Source organism: Synechococcus sp. BMK-MC-1, from assembly GCF_014279955.1.
Classification (GTDB): Bacteria; Cyanobacteriota; Cyanobacteriia; order PCC-6307; family Cyanobiaceae; genus Synechococcus_C.
This window is the reverse complement of record NZ_CP047939.1, coordinates 765,708-779,208: the sequence shown is the minus strand read 5'-3', so window position 1 is coordinate 779,208 and position 13,501 is coordinate 765,708. Positions and strand designations below refer to the sequence as shown.

The 13,501-nt window shown below is 59.9% G+C and carries 22 protein-coding genes, 1 tRNA gene and 1 pseudogene; 14 read left to right on the top strand and 10 right to left on the bottom strand.

Annotated elements, in window-relative coordinates:
- Positions 1-22: 22 nt before the first annotated feature.
- The 3 genes from petE (at position 23) to SynBMKMC1_RS04190 (ending at position 1,075) form a co-directional block, all read left to right on the top strand.
- On the top strand, positions 23-382 hold the full coding sequence (gene petE, locus SynBMKMC1_RS04200; protein WP_186472808.1) for a plastocyanin: 360 nt from the start codon (positions 23-25) through the stop codon (positions 380-382).
- Between the two features lie 133 nt (positions 383-515).
- Entirely contained in the window at positions 516-878 is a 363-nt protein-coding gene (locus tag SynBMKMC1_RS04195; protein WP_011932661.1) for a c-type cytochrome, read from the top strand.
- Entirely contained in the window at positions 875-1,075 is a 201-nt protein-coding gene (locus tag SynBMKMC1_RS04190; RefSeq protein WP_186472807.1) for a Nif11-like leader peptide family natural product precursor, read from the top strand. The genes SynBMKMC1_RS04195 and SynBMKMC1_RS04190 overlap by 4 nt, the downstream gene beginning before the upstream one ends.
- A 4-nt stretch (positions 1,076-1,079) precedes the next feature.
- On the opposite strand, the gene SynBMKMC1_RS04185 is transcribed toward SynBMKMC1_RS04190, so the two are convergent.
- A complete protein-coding gene (locus SynBMKMC1_RS04185) occupies positions 1,080-1,295 on the bottom strand; it encodes a hypothetical protein (RefSeq protein WP_011932659.1) in 216 nt (71 codons plus the stop codon).
- Positions 1,296-1,436: 141 nt separating this feature from the next.
- On the opposite strand from SynBMKMC1_RS04185, the gene clpB reads away from it, so the two are divergent.
- Entirely contained in the window at positions 1,437-4,052 is a 2,616-nt protein-coding gene (gene clpB / locus SynBMKMC1_RS04180; RefSeq protein ID WP_186472806.1) for an ATP-dependent chaperone ClpB, read from the top strand.
- Here clpB and SynBMKMC1_RS04175 read toward each other — a convergent pair.
- Positions 4,012-4,512: a 6-carboxytetrahydropterin synthase gene (locus SynBMKMC1_RS04175; protein ID WP_011932656.1), complete on the bottom strand. Its 501-nt coding sequence runs from the start codon at positions 4,510-4,512 to the stop codon at positions 4,012-4,014. The genes clpB and SynBMKMC1_RS04175 overlap by 41 nt on opposite strands.
- A gap of 68 nt (positions 4,513-4,580) precedes the next feature.
- Here SynBMKMC1_RS04175 and hisIE point away from each other — a divergent pair, with 68 nt between their 5' ends.
- A complete protein-coding gene (hisIE, locus tag SynBMKMC1_RS04170; protein ID WP_186472805.1) occupies positions 4,581-5,261 on the top strand; it encodes a bifunctional phosphoribosyl-AMP cyclohydrolase/phosphoribosyl-ATP diphosphatase HisIE in 681 nt (226 codons plus the stop codon).
- On the opposite strand, the gene SynBMKMC1_RS04165 is transcribed toward hisIE, so the two are convergent.
- From SynBMKMC1_RS04165 to SynBMKMC1_RS04155, 3 genes are all read right to left on the bottom strand, one after another.
- A complete protein-coding gene (locus SynBMKMC1_RS04165; protein ID WP_186472804.1) occupies positions 5,258-5,935 on the bottom strand; it encodes a L,D-transpeptidase in 678 nt (225 codons plus the stop codon). The two genes, hisIE and SynBMKMC1_RS04165, sit on opposite strands and share 4 nt — an antisense overlap.
- 130 nt (positions 5,936-6,065) lie before the next feature.
- The gene (locus SynBMKMC1_RS04160) at positions 6,066-6,722 is read right to left on the bottom strand and encodes a matrixin family metalloprotease (RefSeq protein WP_186472803.1); all 657 of its coding nucleotides are present in this window, start codon (positions 6,720-6,722) and stop codon (positions 6,066-6,068) included.
- A gap of 12 nt (positions 6,723-6,734) precedes the next feature.
- Positions 6,735-7,226: a DUF2214 family protein gene (locus SynBMKMC1_RS04155; protein ID WP_011932652.1), complete on the bottom strand. Its 492-nt coding sequence runs from the start codon at positions 7,224-7,226 to the stop codon at positions 6,735-6,737.
- A gap of 247 nt (positions 7,227-7,473) precedes the next feature.
- On the opposite strand from SynBMKMC1_RS04155, the gene SynBMKMC1_RS04150 reads away from it, so the two are divergent.
- The 5 genes from SynBMKMC1_RS04150 to SynBMKMC1_RS04130 all read left to right on the top strand — a co-directional run bounded on the left by SynBMKMC1_RS04150 (position 7,474) and on the right by SynBMKMC1_RS04130 (position 10,045).
- Positions 7,474-8,400 (top strand): sigma-70 family RNA polymerase sigma factor, encoded by a 927-nt coding sequence (locus SynBMKMC1_RS04150; RefSeq protein ID WP_186472802.1) that lies wholly within the window; start codon positions 7,474-7,476, stop codon positions 8,398-8,400.
- 94 nt (positions 8,401-8,494) lie between these two features.
- Positions 8,495-8,842, top strand: coding sequence for a YkvA family protein (locus SynBMKMC1_RS04145; protein WP_370593932.1), 348 nt, complete (start codon positions 8,495-8,497; stop codon positions 8,840-8,842).
- 8 nt (positions 8,843-8,850) lie between these two features.
- Positions 8,851-9,183: a hypothetical protein gene (locus tag SynBMKMC1_RS04140; protein ID WP_041428781.1), complete on the top strand. Its 333-nt coding sequence runs from the start codon at positions 8,851-8,853 to the stop codon at positions 9,181-9,183.
- A 41-nt stretch (positions 9,184-9,224) separates the two neighbouring features.
- Positions 9,225-9,479: a hypothetical protein gene (locus tag SynBMKMC1_RS04135; RefSeq protein WP_011932648.1), complete on the top strand. Its 255-nt coding sequence runs from the start codon at positions 9,225-9,227 to the stop codon at positions 9,477-9,479.
- Between the two features lie 5 nt (positions 9,480-9,484).
- A complete protein-coding gene (locus tag SynBMKMC1_RS04130; RefSeq protein ID WP_255486294.1) occupies positions 9,485-10,045 on the top strand; it encodes a phosphate-starvation-inducible PsiE family protein in 561 nt (186 codons plus the stop codon).
- Here SynBMKMC1_RS04130 and SynBMKMC1_RS04125 read toward each other — a convergent pair.
- Positions 10,008-10,469 (bottom strand): annotated as a pseudogene (locus SynBMKMC1_RS04125) (Nif11 domain/cupin domain-containing protein); the annotation flags it as partial. The gene SynBMKMC1_RS04130 and the pseudogene SynBMKMC1_RS04125 overlap by 38 nt on opposite strands.
- Before the next feature lie 85 nt (positions 10,470-10,554).
- Between SynBMKMC1_RS04125 and SynBMKMC1_RS04120 the strand changes: the two are divergent.
- The gene (locus SynBMKMC1_RS04120; RefSeq protein ID WP_011932645.1) at positions 10,555-10,800 is read left to right on the top strand and encodes a DUF3136 domain-containing protein; all 246 of its coding nucleotides are present in this window, start codon (positions 10,555-10,557) and stop codon (positions 10,798-10,800) included.
- 23 nt (positions 10,801-10,823) lie between these two features.
- The gene (locus tag SynBMKMC1_RS04115) at positions 10,824-11,156 is read left to right on the top strand and encodes a c-type cytochrome (protein ID WP_186472800.1); all 333 of its coding nucleotides are present in this window, start codon (positions 10,824-10,826) and stop codon (positions 11,154-11,156) included.
- On the opposite strand, the gene SynBMKMC1_RS04110 is transcribed toward SynBMKMC1_RS04115, so the two are convergent.
- Complete coding sequence (locus SynBMKMC1_RS04110; protein ID WP_011932643.1) at positions 11,132-11,401, bottom strand: YciI family protein; 270 nt, start codon at positions 11,399-11,401, stop codon at positions 11,132-11,134. The two genes, SynBMKMC1_RS04115 and SynBMKMC1_RS04110, sit on opposite strands and share 25 nt — an antisense overlap.
- A 94-nt stretch (positions 11,402-11,495) precedes the next feature.
- On the opposite strand from SynBMKMC1_RS04110, the gene SynBMKMC1_RS04105 reads away from it, so the two are divergent.
- Complete coding sequence (locus SynBMKMC1_RS04105) at positions 11,496-11,867, top strand: AbrB family transcriptional regulator (protein WP_011932642.1); 372 nt, start codon at positions 11,496-11,498, stop codon at positions 11,865-11,867.
- Between the two features lie 3 nt (positions 11,868-11,870).
- Here SynBMKMC1_RS04105 and trpA read toward each other — a convergent pair whose 3' ends face one another.
- The 3 genes from trpA to SynBMKMC1_RS04090 are packed head-to-tail and all read right to left on the bottom strand — an operon-like array spanning position 11,871 to position 13,309.
- Positions 11,871-12,674, bottom strand: coding sequence for a tryptophan synthase subunit alpha (gene trpA, locus SynBMKMC1_RS04100; RefSeq protein ID WP_011932641.1), 804 nt, complete (start codon positions 12,672-12,674; stop codon positions 11,871-11,873).
- 31 nt (positions 12,675-12,705) lie between these two features.
- A complete protein-coding gene (locus tag SynBMKMC1_RS04095) occupies positions 12,706-13,062 on the bottom strand; it encodes a DUF3007 family protein (protein ID WP_041428412.1) in 357 nt (118 codons plus the stop codon).
- Between the two features lies 1 nt (position 13,063).
- Positions 13,064-13,309 (bottom strand): NAD(P)H-quinone oxidoreductase subunit L, encoded by a 246-nt coding sequence (locus SynBMKMC1_RS04090; RefSeq protein WP_186472799.1) that lies wholly within the window; start codon positions 13,307-13,309, stop codon positions 13,064-13,066.
- Positions 13,310-13,370: 61 nt separating this feature from the next.
- Here SynBMKMC1_RS04090 and SynBMKMC1_RS04085 point away from each other — a divergent pair.
- Positions 13,371-13,456: transfer RNA gene (locus tag SynBMKMC1_RS04085), tRNA-Leu, on the top strand.
- Positions 13,457-13,501 lie beyond the last annotated feature (45 nt).

The following is a 13,501-nucleotide window of genomic DNA, read 5'->3' as shown; positions in this document are numbered from 1 at the left end:
TCACCCAAGTGTTTCTGACGTCATGCTTAAGAGCCTGAAGTCCATTCTCTCTGCAGTCATCGCATTTCTCGTGGTCTGCTCCATCGGCGTTGCTTCTGCCAACGCCGCCACTGTTGAAGTGAAGCTTGGCACCGATGCCGGAATGCTGGCTTTCGAGCCCAGCACCGTCACCATCAAAGCTGGCGACACCGTCAAGTTCGTGAACAACAAGCTGGCTCCCCACAACGCTGTGTTCGACGGTCATGACGAGCTCAGCCACAGCGACCTGGCCTTCGCCCCCGGTGAGTCCTGGGAAGAAACCTTCAGCGAAGCCGGCACCTACGACTACTACTGCGAGCCCCATCGTGGTGCTGGCATGGTTGGCAAGGTGATTGTTGAGTGATCACGCTGTCTTGGATCGGTTGACGATTTCTTGAAAGCAACACAAGAGGCCCCCGGAGGATGTCACCTTTCCTCCGGGGGCTTTCTTTATGCCCTGGTCTGGATAGGGTTCGAGCAGAGATTCCCCGGGTTGGATGCTGAACCCCACCCCTTTCCTGGCCTTGCTTCTCTGCATGGGCTTGAGCCTGATCGCTGCATGGCCTGCCAGTGCTCTGAGCAGTCCAGATCCCGAGCATGGCGCCCAGCTGTTCTCGGCCAACTGCGCGGCCTGCCATATGGGTGGTGGCAATGTGATCAGCGCAAGCCGAACCTTGAGCCAAACCGATCTGCAAGCCCATCTGGAGTCCTACGGCATGGACCCACTGGAGGCCATCGAGCATCAGATCGAAAACGGCAAAAACGCCATGCCTGCCTACGAAGGCAAGCTCAGTGATCAAGACATTGCTGATGTCGCGGCCTACGTGGAGAGCCAGGCCGAACAGGGCTGGTCCCGATGAGCCGAGAGGGATTCAGCGATTTCGTTCGAGCGCTGGAGCGCAGCCCAGGCTTGAGACGAGACTTTCAGAACCTCGCCACGCTTGATGCGGTGATCGAACTGGCAAGACGCACAGGCTTTTCGGTTTCGGCCGGAGATTTCCAGGCCGATGCGCACTGCTCCAAGATCGAAAACTGGTTTAACAAGAGCAGGATCTGAGCCATCAGCCCCCCTGGCGGCAGGCCTCAAGAACAGCCAGATACAGATCTTCGTCCACCTCGCGGATGTCGTACTCCGTTGGCATCGCCTCGTGATGGTGTTCATGCACAACGGTCCAACACATGCGCTCGGGGTCGGTCAGGGTTGCGCCGTAAACCTCCCGCACCCTGGCCACAAGGCGCCTCACAAGCGTTGGGTCGACAGCCTTGGGCTGTTGCATTGTCAGTGGAATAGTTCGGTGGACCCTACCGATTCCCATCGGTAAGCCGTCGTCTGTCGTGGAGACCGAACGACAAGGAGCGGTTCTCCAGGACTCTGATTCGACGATCACCCATACGGTTGGTGCAGAACAACTAGAACCATGCAACCCACGGCCGAACAATTCACGGAGAAAGCCTGGGCCGCCATCCTTTCGGCTCAGCAGCTGGCCCAGAAACGCCGGCATCAGCAGCTGGAAACGGAACACCTGCTCCAAGCCCTCCTGGAACAGGATGGCCTGGCCAGCCGCATCCTCGAAAAAGCTGGAGTCACACCTGCCGCCCTGCAGAGCAGTGTGGACAGTCACCTCACGCAGCAGCCAGCCCTGCAGTCCCCACCTGAATCGGTGTATCTGGGCAAGGGCCTGAGCGACCTGCTCGATCGTGCCGACAGCCTCAAACAAGACTATGGCGACAGTTACATCTCCGTTGAGCATCTGCTGCTGGCCCTTGCCGATGACAGTCGCTGCGGTCGGCGCCTGCTCTCACAGGCCGGCGCCGACCCTGGCTCGCTCAAAAAGGCCATCAACGCTGTGCGAGGCAGCCAGACCGTGACCGATCAGAACCCGGAGGGCTCCTACGAGTCCCTTGAAAAATACGGCCGGGATCTCACGGCGGCAGCCAGGGACGGCAAGCTCGACCCGGTGATCGGTCGTGATGAGGAAATCCGCCGCACGATTCAGATTCTGAGCCGCCGCACGAAGAACAACCCAGTGCTCATCGGTGAGCCTGGCGTTGGCAAAACAGCGATCGTTGAAGGCTTGGCACAACGCATCGTCAACGGCGATGTTCCCCAGGCCCTGCAGAACCGGCAGCTGATCGCCCTCGACATGGGCGCGCTGATCGCCGGCGCCAAATACAGAGGAGAGTTCGAGGAACGGTTGAAAGCCGTGCTCAAGGAGGTGACCGCCTCCGACGGCGGGATCGTGCTGTTCATCGACGAGATCCACACCGTGGTCGGTGCCGGTGCCACCGGTGGAGCCATGGATGCCAGCAATCTGCTCAAGCCGATGCTGGCCCGGGGCGAACTGCGTTGCATCGGTGCCACCACCCTGGATGAACACCGGCAGCACATCGAAAAGGACCCCGCCCTCGAGCGACGCTTCCAACAAGTGCTGGTGGATCAGCCCACCGTGGAAGACACGGTGTCGATCCTGCGTGGCTTGAAGGAGCGCTACGAAGTGCACCACGGCGTGCGCATCGCCGACAGCGCCCTGGTGGCTGCGGCCGTTCTGAGCAGCCGCTACATCGCCGATCGCTTCCTTCCGGACAAGGCGATTGATCTGGTGGATGAGTCGGCGGCACGTTTGAAGATGGAGATCACCTCCAAACCGGAGGAGATCGACGAAATCGACCGCAAGATCCTGCAGCTGGAGATGGAGAAACTGTCTCTCGGCCGCGAATCAGACGCCGCCAGCCAGGAGCGGTTGGAACGCCTTGAGCGGGAGCTGGCGGAACTCTCCGAACAGCAGAGCACCCTCAATGCCCAGTGGCAGCAGGAAAAAGGCGCGATCGACGACCTCTCCAACCTGAAGGAAGAGATCGAGCGCGTGCAGCTGCAGGTGGAGCAAGCCAAGCGCAGCTACGACCTGAACAAAGCAGCCGAACTCGAGTACGGAACGCTGGCCACCCTGCAGAAACAGCTGGCCGAGAAGGAGACAGCTCTCGCTGCGGCCGACGACGGAAGCCAGGACAAATCCTTGCTGCGCGAAGAGGTCACCGAAGACGACATCGCCGAGGTGATCGCCAAGTGGACAGGGATTCCGGTGGCGAAGCTGGTCCAATCGGAGATGGTCAAGCTGCTGAGCCTGGAAACCGAGCTGCACGAACGCGTCGTCGGTCAGCAGCAGGCGGTCACCGCTGTTGCCGATGCGATCCAGCGCTCCCGCGCTGGTCTCAGCGACCCCAACCGACCGATCGCCAGCTTCCTCTTCCTGGGCCCGACCGGGGTCGGCAAGACCGAGTTGTCCAAAGCCCTGGCCGCGCAGCTCTTCGACAGCGAAGAGGCCATGGTGCGCATCGACATGTCGGAGTACATGGAAAAGCACACGGTGAGCCGGCTGATCGGAGCCCCTCCGGGCTATGTGGGATACGAAGCCGGGGGGCAGCTCACGGAAGCTGTGCGACGCCGACCCTACGCCGTGATCCTGTTCGACGAGGTGGAGAAGGCCCACCCCGATGTGTTCAACGTGATGCTGCAGATCCTGGATGACGGCCGCGTCACCGATGGACAGGGACGAACGGTGGATTTCACCAATGCTGTTCTGATCCTCACCAGCAACATCGGCAGCCAGTCGATCCTCGACCTCGGAGGCGATGACGGCCAACATGGCGAAATGGAGCGGCGGGTGAACGAAGCGCTGCGCGCTCACTTCAGGCCCGAGTTTCTCAACAGGCTCGACGACCAGATCATCTTCCACAGCCTCAGGCGGGATGAGTTGCGCCAGATCGTGACCCTGCAGGTGGAACGCCTACGCGCTCGCCTGGATGAGCGCAAACTGGGCCTCAATCTCAGCGAAGCAGCCACGGACTGGCTGGCCAATGCCGGCTACGACCCCGTGTACGGCGCCCGCCCACTCAAGCGCGCCGTTCAGCGCGAACTGGAAACGCCGATTGCCAAAGCCATCCTCTCCGGCAGGTATGGCGACGGTGACACCGTCCATGTGGATGTGGAAGCTGTCACAGGCCACGAGAACCAGCAACAGCTGGCTCTGCGTTGAACCACTCCGGCAGGGCTTCGTAACAGGCGCTATTGGCCCGGTTCTCCCGGGCCTCCACCTTCCAGCAGCAGGAGCGACCACCATCGCGCTCCTTCAACAGGGTGTTGGCCCACCCCCACACCAACCGTGCCGAAGCTTCCATGCCCACGTTCTCCATCACCCGCAGATCCAAAGCATCCTGCGCATGCAGCGCCTGCCACTGCTCCATCAGCGGGTCGTCAGCATTCACCAGAAACGTGTGATCGAACTGGTCGCGCAGTTGTTTCTCCAGAGGCCTGAGGCTGGAGAAATCCACCACAAAGCCACAGGCGTCGAGAGCCGTGGCTGCAAACCAAACCGTGAAGCTGCGGCTGTAGCCATGCACAAAGCGGCAATGCCCAGGGTGCTGCCACTGCCGGTGACAACAGGGGTAGCCGTCGAACTGCTTGCTGCAGGTGTAACCAGCGGGGGGCAGGGGCATCGGGCAGACGAACGGAACGGCGCTGCGGGAGGATTCCTCCTGTCTACATCTGGACCCCACGCCCACCGATGCAGTCCCTCACCCCAGCGTTCCTCGATCAGCTCCGCTTCAACGAAGCGGGACTGATCCCCGCGATTGCGCAGGACTGGCTGGATGGTGCCGTGCTGATGGTGGCCTGGATGAACCGCGGGTCACTGGAGCTCACCCTCAGCAGCGGCGAGGCGCATTACTGGAGCCGCTCCCGCCAGGAGCTCTGGCACAAGGGAGCCACCAGTGGGCACACCCAGACGGTGCGCAACATCCGCTACGACTGCGATGCCGACGTGATCCTGCTCACCATCGAGCAGCGCGGCGATGTGGCTTGCCACACAGGAGCACGCAGTTGCTTCTACGAAAACCGGGATCAACGCAGTGAAGGCGGCCCCCAGGCCTTGCCACCGCCCGCGGATGCCTGCACGGAACTGATGCGCGTGATCGAACACCGCCGCGAACACCCGGACGAGGGCAGCTACACCAACAAGCTGCTTGAGGGTGGCGACAACCGCATTCTCAAAAAGATCGGCGAAGAAAGCGCCGAGTTCGTGATGGCCTGCAAGGACAACAACGCCGATGAGATTGCCGGTGAAGCAGCCGACATTCTGTTTCACATGCAAGTCGCCCTCGCCCATCACGGGGTGAGCTGGCGCCAGGTGCAAGAGGTTCTTGCGGCCCGACGCGGGGCACCAAGGCGACACGATCCGTCGGCCTAAGACACGCAGGGGCTCTCGGAGGTGATCACAACCTCATCGCCAAGTTGAACGGTCTTGAGTAGGTCGGCCATCGCCTGCTCTCCCACATTGATGCACCCACCCGTCACCGACTGACCAACCCGACTGGGGTCATTGGTGCCGTGAATGGCAAAGCTGTACCAGCGGAACTGGCCGTCGTAGGTGTTGAAGCGGAACGGCTGAGGCGTTGCTGGAACCGGGGTCAGGCTGATGTAACCGATGCCGTATTCCGCCGTTTCACCATCCCCTTTGAAGTCAATCGCGCTCATGTTGCGGAATAGGTTGTCGCGCAGGTAGGCCTCACTGCGTCCGGAGGCCTCCACCAGGGAGGGGTCCATCGCAAAGCGATCCGCACTGAGCACAGCATTCACACGGAAGGTGCCCAGGGGAGTCCAGCCCTCCTCGAAACGCGTTCCTTGGCAGGCAATGCCGTTGCGCCCGAAGCCAACATTGAACTGAAGAGGCTTGCTGCCGCGCCCCAGCTCCCCGCGACTGGCCGATGGATCCTTGCCATCCAACTGAATGCGGATGGTTGACGCTCCTCCAGCCGATGAATCAACGCTCTGATCCGAGGCACTGCACCCCACCGCAGCCACCGCCACAGCAGCCAGGGCGGGCAGTGCCATCAGCTGACCGGGGCGCCATCTCCGCGACATAAGCAAAGAAAGAGGATTCACTGCTGCCAGCTTGCCGAGTTTCGAGCCTGACGGCACCCCACCCCAGGAGCCGCCAGCTCCATGGCAAATGACACGGAAACGTTACGCAAGCGCAACGAAAACGAAACGCCTACGCGTCATCGACGGGAGGCTCGGGCGGCGGTGGCTGCCCAAAACCAGTCGGCTGGCGGCGGATCCACTCCAAGGTGAGGCGATCATCCGCAGATGGCTCAAGCACCGGAGACGACCCCTGCACGGGCGCCATGGCATCAGCGGGATTATCGCTATGGCCCCAGAGCCCAAACGCATGCCCAAGCTCATGCAGCGCCGTCGCCCTCAGCGACGATGCACGCAGCCCCGGCGACACCAGCACGGTGACCCGGGGCTCGAGCAGCGTGCGACCTGCACGGGTCACCTCCAGCACCTGCAACAAACTGCGTCCGTTGCTGGCGCGCCATCCCCCAGGCAGCTGACGCAGCGGGGGGCGCCGCCGCTCAACGCGCACATGGGCACGTTGCGGATCCTCAACGCGAACAATCGGCAGAAGCTTGGCCCAGCTGGCTAGCGCCGCATCCATACCTTGCAGCCAACGTCGCTCCCAGCGATCCGCTTCCATCCCCGCAGCCGGCTCAACCCACACACACCATTGCGGCAACGAGGGGGCTCCATAGCGCGATCGGGCCAGCTTGCTGCCGTATCCCGGCGCCGCAACAGCGGGGTTGCTTTGCAGTGCCTCCCCGTCCAGAACCCGCTCCGCCTGGGCTGGAGGGCACAGGTCAAGACTCATCGATCGCCTGGGTCAGGCACTGGGCAGACCAACCCCTCGAGCCATGAGCGTGGCAAGGAGGGGAACGAGCGAGAAGCCCACCAATTCCACATTGATGATCCATCCGAGGCGCGTGGCGAGAGCCTCACTCACCTTGGGGAGCTCACCCTTGCGCAGGGGAATAGCCCAGAGGATGTAGGTGATGGTGGGGTAGAGGGAGAGAGCCCCCACACTCAGGTAGAGACCCACCTTCCACCAAAACAGTGGGTTCTGGGTATAGAACTCGCTTCCCTGGCCGTAATAGAGAACCCGGAAGATGCCACTCACCAACAGCGCCAGAGCGGCGATGCCATAAATGATGTCGGTGATCACCATGGCCGTTGCCGCACGCCGGTCAGGATCCGGACGGAGAAGCCTGCGCTCCACAACGAGGGCCGCGAAGCAGAACATGAAGCTCACGTAGTGGATGTAGGCCACTCCCGCACTTTTGGCGATCTCGGGGGTGAGCACGGTGGCCAATGGCATGGGTTCGACGTCGGTCGGCGCAAGCGAGGGTAGCGGCAGAACCGCGCCAGCGGCTGTAACGCCAAAGCCTGAACCAGGCAAAAAACTCAGACTGGCAAAAAGCGAAGAAAAACGAATGAAAAGATGAACAAAAAAAGGAATCCGTACAAATTCAGAATTGTGTCCAAAGTATGAATTCCGCACTCTTTATTACACGGGCCAGAGAAAAAGACATTCGCCCTAGGTTCAAAGAAACAGAGCAGGCAAAATGGTGAGCTCCCTGAGTGCATTTCTGGGCGAAATCGGCAGACACCAGTTACTCACGCCTGAGCAGGAATTAACGATGGGTCGGAAAGTTCAGGCCATGGTGAGCCTGACCGAACGCTGCCATCTCGCGGGCGGCAGCGGCCCCGCCTGCGAGTACAGCGATGATGAAAAGCGCACGATCAAACGCGGTGAAAAGGCCAAGAATCAAATGATCACGGCCAACCTCAGGCTGGTTGTGAATCTCGCCAAGCGCTACCAGGGCAAAGGCCTCGACCTCCTCGACCTGATCCAGGAAGGCACACTCGGGCTGACCCGAGCCGTTGAGAAATACGATCCAACCCGGGGACATCGTTTTTCCACCTATGCCTATTGGTGGATTCGGCAGGGCCTCAATCGAGCGCTGTCCACCCAAAGCCGCACCATTCGCATTCCCGTCAATGTGAATGAAAAACTAACAAAACTTCGTGCTTCCAAAGCCCGTCTGATGCAACGGAATGGTTTATCACCAAGCACGGAGCAACTTGCCGACGATCTGAATCTTCCCATCAGCGAAGTTGAAGATCTTCTGGGATGTGAACTGCGCAGCGTCACCGTGAGCCTGCAAGGGGTGGTGAAGTCAAAATCCGACCCCTCGGAACTGGTGGATGTGTTGCCCAGTGAAGAGGTGCCACCCATGGAACGGGCTGAGATTGCCGAGCGCACAGCATCAGCCTGGAAGCTGCTCGATAAATCCAATCTCACCCCCAAGGAACGCACCGTCGTCATGCTGCGCTTCGGCCTTGATGGCAGCAACGAGTGGAGAACATTGGCCGAGGTGGCCCGTCAGATGAACTGCAGTCGCGAATATTGCCGCCAAGTCGTGCAGCGCGCACTGCGCAAGCTCCGCAAAACGGGCATTCAGCATGGGCTGGTCGAGCTGAGCGTTTGAGCGGGTCCCCGCCCCTCAACGCATCGGATCTCTCCCCTTCACAGGACCGGAGAATTGATGGAGGGTGGGGTTCGCTGTCAGCTGAGAACTGTCATTGGCATCCGCTCACCCTCGCGCCGAAGCAAACACCGGTGACGTCACGGTGGATTCGGGACTGCTGCACAACCTGCTCAAGAGGAGCGGCCGGTTCGTCGCTCGCCCCGCGCTGGAAGCGTTGGAAATGGTGCTTGAGCCGAGCACACCCCATCAGGCCAGGGTCACTGTTCTGGCTGCGCTCACTTACTTGTTCGTTCCGATTGATCTCATCCCCGACCTTCTGCCAGTGGCTGGCTTCAGCGACGACCTCGTGGCACTTACCGCCTTGCTCGGGCTGTGCCGGAATCACATCACCCCTGAAATCAGGCAGCGTGCTCAACGCAGACTGGAGCGGTGGTTTCCATGAGCAACTCCATGACGCCCTGGTCTCAAGAGCTGGAAGACGACCTCGGATCACTGCTCAAGGACTGGCTCAAAAGCCAAGGGCGCACGCAGGCCGATCTGCGGCGCAGCCTCCGGGCCTCGTCCACACGCATGCCTGCCCTGCTCGAGGTGCTTCAGCGTGCTTACAGCCTGGGTGGCATGCCGAGCGTTGCGGCCCGCCTCTGTGCCATCGAAGCGGAGTGGGCTGACGGACAGCCTTCGGACTCCTTTGGCGACACGGTGAACGCAGCCAGCGACGCTGCCGATCCATTCGGTCAGCTCGACCTCCTCCTGCAGGAAATCCGCGATGACCGCGCCAGCTGAGGACAATCCCGGGCAAAGTGGAGTGAGATGAATTGAGGACGATGCCCTTCCTGCCCCGACAGCTAGCCGGCATCAGTTTGCTAACAGCCCTTTGCGCCACGCTCCCTCAAGCCGCTCTGGCTCAATCGGAGGTCTGGCTTCTGGGTCCGAACAGCCGCACAGGTCCAGAGAGCACCGTTGTTCCCACCGACTGCCTGGAAAATGCAGACGGATCGATCACCTGCAACACCAAGATCGAGAACCCACCCGGCGATACCCCGGCGAAGCCTTACTACAACCCCTTCAGCAGCAATTGAAGCGCATGCCTGAGTTTCGTCGCCAGCGCCGCAGTTTTCTGCAGTGGGTTGATCAGGGCGAAAAACAAGTCGCCATGCTTCTCACCGTGATCACAGCAGTGGTCATCGTTGCAGCCCTGGTTCAACTCACTGTCAAAGTCACACTCGCCCTGATTAACACCGATCAGGACGCGTACTGGCTCGGCGACGGGCTGATCCGAGTTCTGGGAGATCTGCTCACTGTTCTGATCGCTTTGGAGGTGCTGCAGAACATCACCAGTTACCTGCGGCGTCACGTGGTTCAAATCGAACTGGTTCTCGTGACAGCCTTAACCGCCGTCGCCCGCAAAGTGATCGTGCTGCCAGCGGGATCGGAAAACAAACCCCAGCTGCTGATTGGTCTAGGCATTTCCTCAATCGCTCTTGCAGGCGCTTACTGGCTGGTCAAACGCTCGATGCAGCCTGGTGAGTCGACGCGCAAGCATCAGTCCAGTACAGAGCAAGCCAGGTTGTACCTGGATGGGGATCAGTGCGCTCCACCCGATGGCGACGACCAGCCGGAAGCAGCAACTGGTCGCCAACACTGAGATCCACCAACTGGTCAGGATCTGCCAGACGCAGAAGAGCGCTTCCCTTCAGCAACGTCAGCCATTCGTTTTCACTCTGGTCGTACCAGCAGCCAGCGGGAGTGCTCGCAGCATTGGAGCGGATGACCACCAACCTCCAATCAGCGCCGCTGCAGAGAACGTCCTCCTGCTCCTCACCAGGAAGAATCTCGGCGTCCGCCAGAAGATTCGACGTCGCCGTTGAGGGCGATGGCCCACTGAACGACGCTTCACCCCAACGCCGTCCGATCTCAAATCCCCACGCTGAGGCCAGCGCCACCACGGCGTTGTGATCCGAGCAAGCAGCGAACTGCTGGCGCGAAGCAGGATCGCTCTCGAGACGTGCAACGAGAGCATTGAGCGCCTTCACCTTCTCCAGAAACCGCTGCAGATCCTCTTCTGCCATGACATCCGTAGCAATCTCGTGATCTTGGCAACAGACGAAATGGCCATGACGCCACGAAAGTCAGGGGAACCTGACAGATCCGGTCATGACCGCCTCAAGTCGCACGCTCACGATTGGTGATCTGGAAGCAGGATTTTCAAGCTATTGCCAAGCGCTGCGTCGCCTTGTTTCTGAAGGGCGATCCATGACGGCCATTCAGCGCACGATTTGCTGGGACTATCTCCAACGGCTGCATCGTTCACTTCCTCAGAGCTACCGCTCCCCTGAGGATCTGGTGCTCCGCTATCAACGGTCCCACCAGATGAATGACACGGCCTCAAAGGCAGACTGAGAACCCTTGAAGGGTTTTCGGCAATGCGAGCACTGTTGATTGTCGCTGGTCTGCTCATCGCGCTTGCCTTGCCCGTCGAAAGCGTCGGCGCCCTCTCGAGCGATGGCGCCCAGCTGTTTGATCTTCACTGTGCTGGTTGTCACCCCAACGGCGGGAACATCATTCGCCGCGGCCGTTCACTGAAATTGAAGGATCTTTCCAAACGAGGCCTGGACAATCCAGAAGCAATTGCAGCGATCGCCAAGGAGGGAATCGGCCAGATGAGTGGTTATGGCGATGCCCTCGGCGAGGGAAACGAGCAGGTTGTTGGCGATTGGGTATGGCTTCAGGCTCAAAACGCCTGGATCCAGGGATAAACATCCAAACGCGTCCAGATACCCTCCCGCCAATAGACGTCGGCTTCGAGCAGCGCACGAACAGCTGATTCACTCTCGGATTCGAACACCCCGAACACGTGAGTGCTGGCCTCCGTTGGACCCAAGGTGATCAAGGTGCCCTCGTCCTTGAGACTTTGAAGACGAGCTAGATGCTCATCACGAAACGGCACTCTTTTCTGAAGAGCATCTTCGCAGTACAGACCCCAAAGAACGAAACGCGCCATAGGTTGCTTGCTCAGTTGGTACAAATCCAAGGGAAAGGATGGCACATGCTGCACATCAAGCGCTATGTTCAATGAGTAGATGTTTTCAACGACCATGCTTACAGGTGCTGACCTGCTGAACAAAGTGAAAGAGCTGGGTGATGTCAGCAAGTCTGATCTCGTCCGTGCCTGCGGTTATGTGTCCAACAAGAAGGATGGTGGGGAGCGCCTCAACTTCACCGCCTTCTATGAAGCACTGCTCGAAGCCAAGGGAGTGAATCTCGGTGCTACCGGCGTTGGCGGAATCGGCAAAGGCGGTCGCAAGCTTTCCTACGTCGCCACCGTTCAAGGCAACGGCAATCTGTTGATCGGTAAGGCCTACACAGCCATGCTCGATCTCAAGCCTGGTGATGAGTTCGAAATTAAGCTTGGCCGCAAGCAGATTCGCCTCGTCCCCGTCGGCGGCACCGACGAAGACGAAGAGTGATGATCAGCCGGCTGCCTTGCGCAGCTCCCGGCAAAATTCACCTGCTTCCGCCGCTGCACAACCAGGTTGTGCAGCGGCGATTCTTTTAACGAGGGCACTGCCAATGATGGCGCCATCAGCTCCCCACTCACGCACCTGACGCACCTGATCAGCCCCAGAAATTCCGAAGCCAACCGCAACAGGTCCAGCCTCCAATCCCTTTAGCGAAAGCACCAGCTCTGCCACGCGATCCTGAAGAGAAGCACGTTCACCGGTCACGCCTGTAACACTGACTAGATAGGTAAATCCACGGCTGGATGTTGCGATCCTGCGCCGACGATCGCCTGGAGTGGTGGGGGCCACCAGCAGCACAAGATCCAGGCCCTGCTCAGCAGCGAGTGGCGACAAACGTTCCGCCTCCTCCAAGGGAAGATCGGGCACCACCAATCCAGCCACGCCTGCATCTGCAGCCTCAGCGAAGAATGCTTCTGCACCACGGTTCAGCAGAGGATTGCTGTAGGTGAACAGCACAACTGGCATGGTCAGACGATCGCGCAGACCACGCAGCATGGTGAGCACATTCGATGGCGTGGTGTTCTGAGCCAATGCTCGATAGGCAGCGGATTGGATCACCGGACCATCCGCCAGTGGATCGCTGTAAGGAATTCCCAGTTCAACCACATCAGCACCATTGGACTGAAGGCTGAGCAAGATATCGGCTGTTGTTTCCAGATTCGGATCGCCAGCCACGATGAAAGGCATCAGTGCGAGGCGCTGCTCACGAGCGGTCTGGGCGAAGACCTCGGCGATTCGTGACGAAGGCTGCATCGCAGAATCTGACAATGTGATGGCAGCGAGCCTACGAGTCGGAAGAAACCTTGTCCTGGGATTCCTCAGGCTTCTCACCAGAGACTGAAGCCAATAAAGCCGCTTGTTCTTCTGGACTCATGGCATCGAAACGCGCCTGCAACTGCTGATCGGTGAGAGCGTCGTACTCCGCTCTGTAGTTGCGCCGTTGCTGCATGTAGGTCATCCGACCGGTGATCACCCGGAAGAGATAGCTGCTTGTCCACACAACAACCACGAGCACCAAAAGGGCTTCGGCGGCAATTCCAGCAGAAAATCCCTTCAAGCCCAAGGCCTGAAAGCCCGCGTAGCCGAGGGCTCCAGCCACAAGCAGGGCGGCGCCCAGCGACAAAACTCCTGCTCGCGTCAAATCAAACGTCTCCTTGACCGCTCATCCGCAAATTCAGGAACGGCGCGAACACAATCAGCCCGGGGAAGAACAGAAACACCAGTCCATAGATCCCCAGCCGCTCCAGTTTTCCCATCACCGTCCAGCGACGGTTCATCCAGAAATAAAGAAACAGCGGGATCACCACGAGATACGCCGCTCCGAGGGCACCGTAGGCACCGATCACGAGGAGAGTCTCCTGGGGAATGGCGTTCAGAAGCGTCTCCATCGTCACTGATGATTCCTGAGCAAGGGGAATCTAGGATGCCGGATCGGAACCAGTGGTTTCCGGGGGCGTGGCGGAATCGGTAGACGCACGCGACTTAAAATCGTTTGGGATGAAAATCCTGTGGGGGTTCAAGTCCCCCCGCCCCCATCCGGCCGACCTGTCGATCCGACACGATCCCATGGGCAGTCTTTG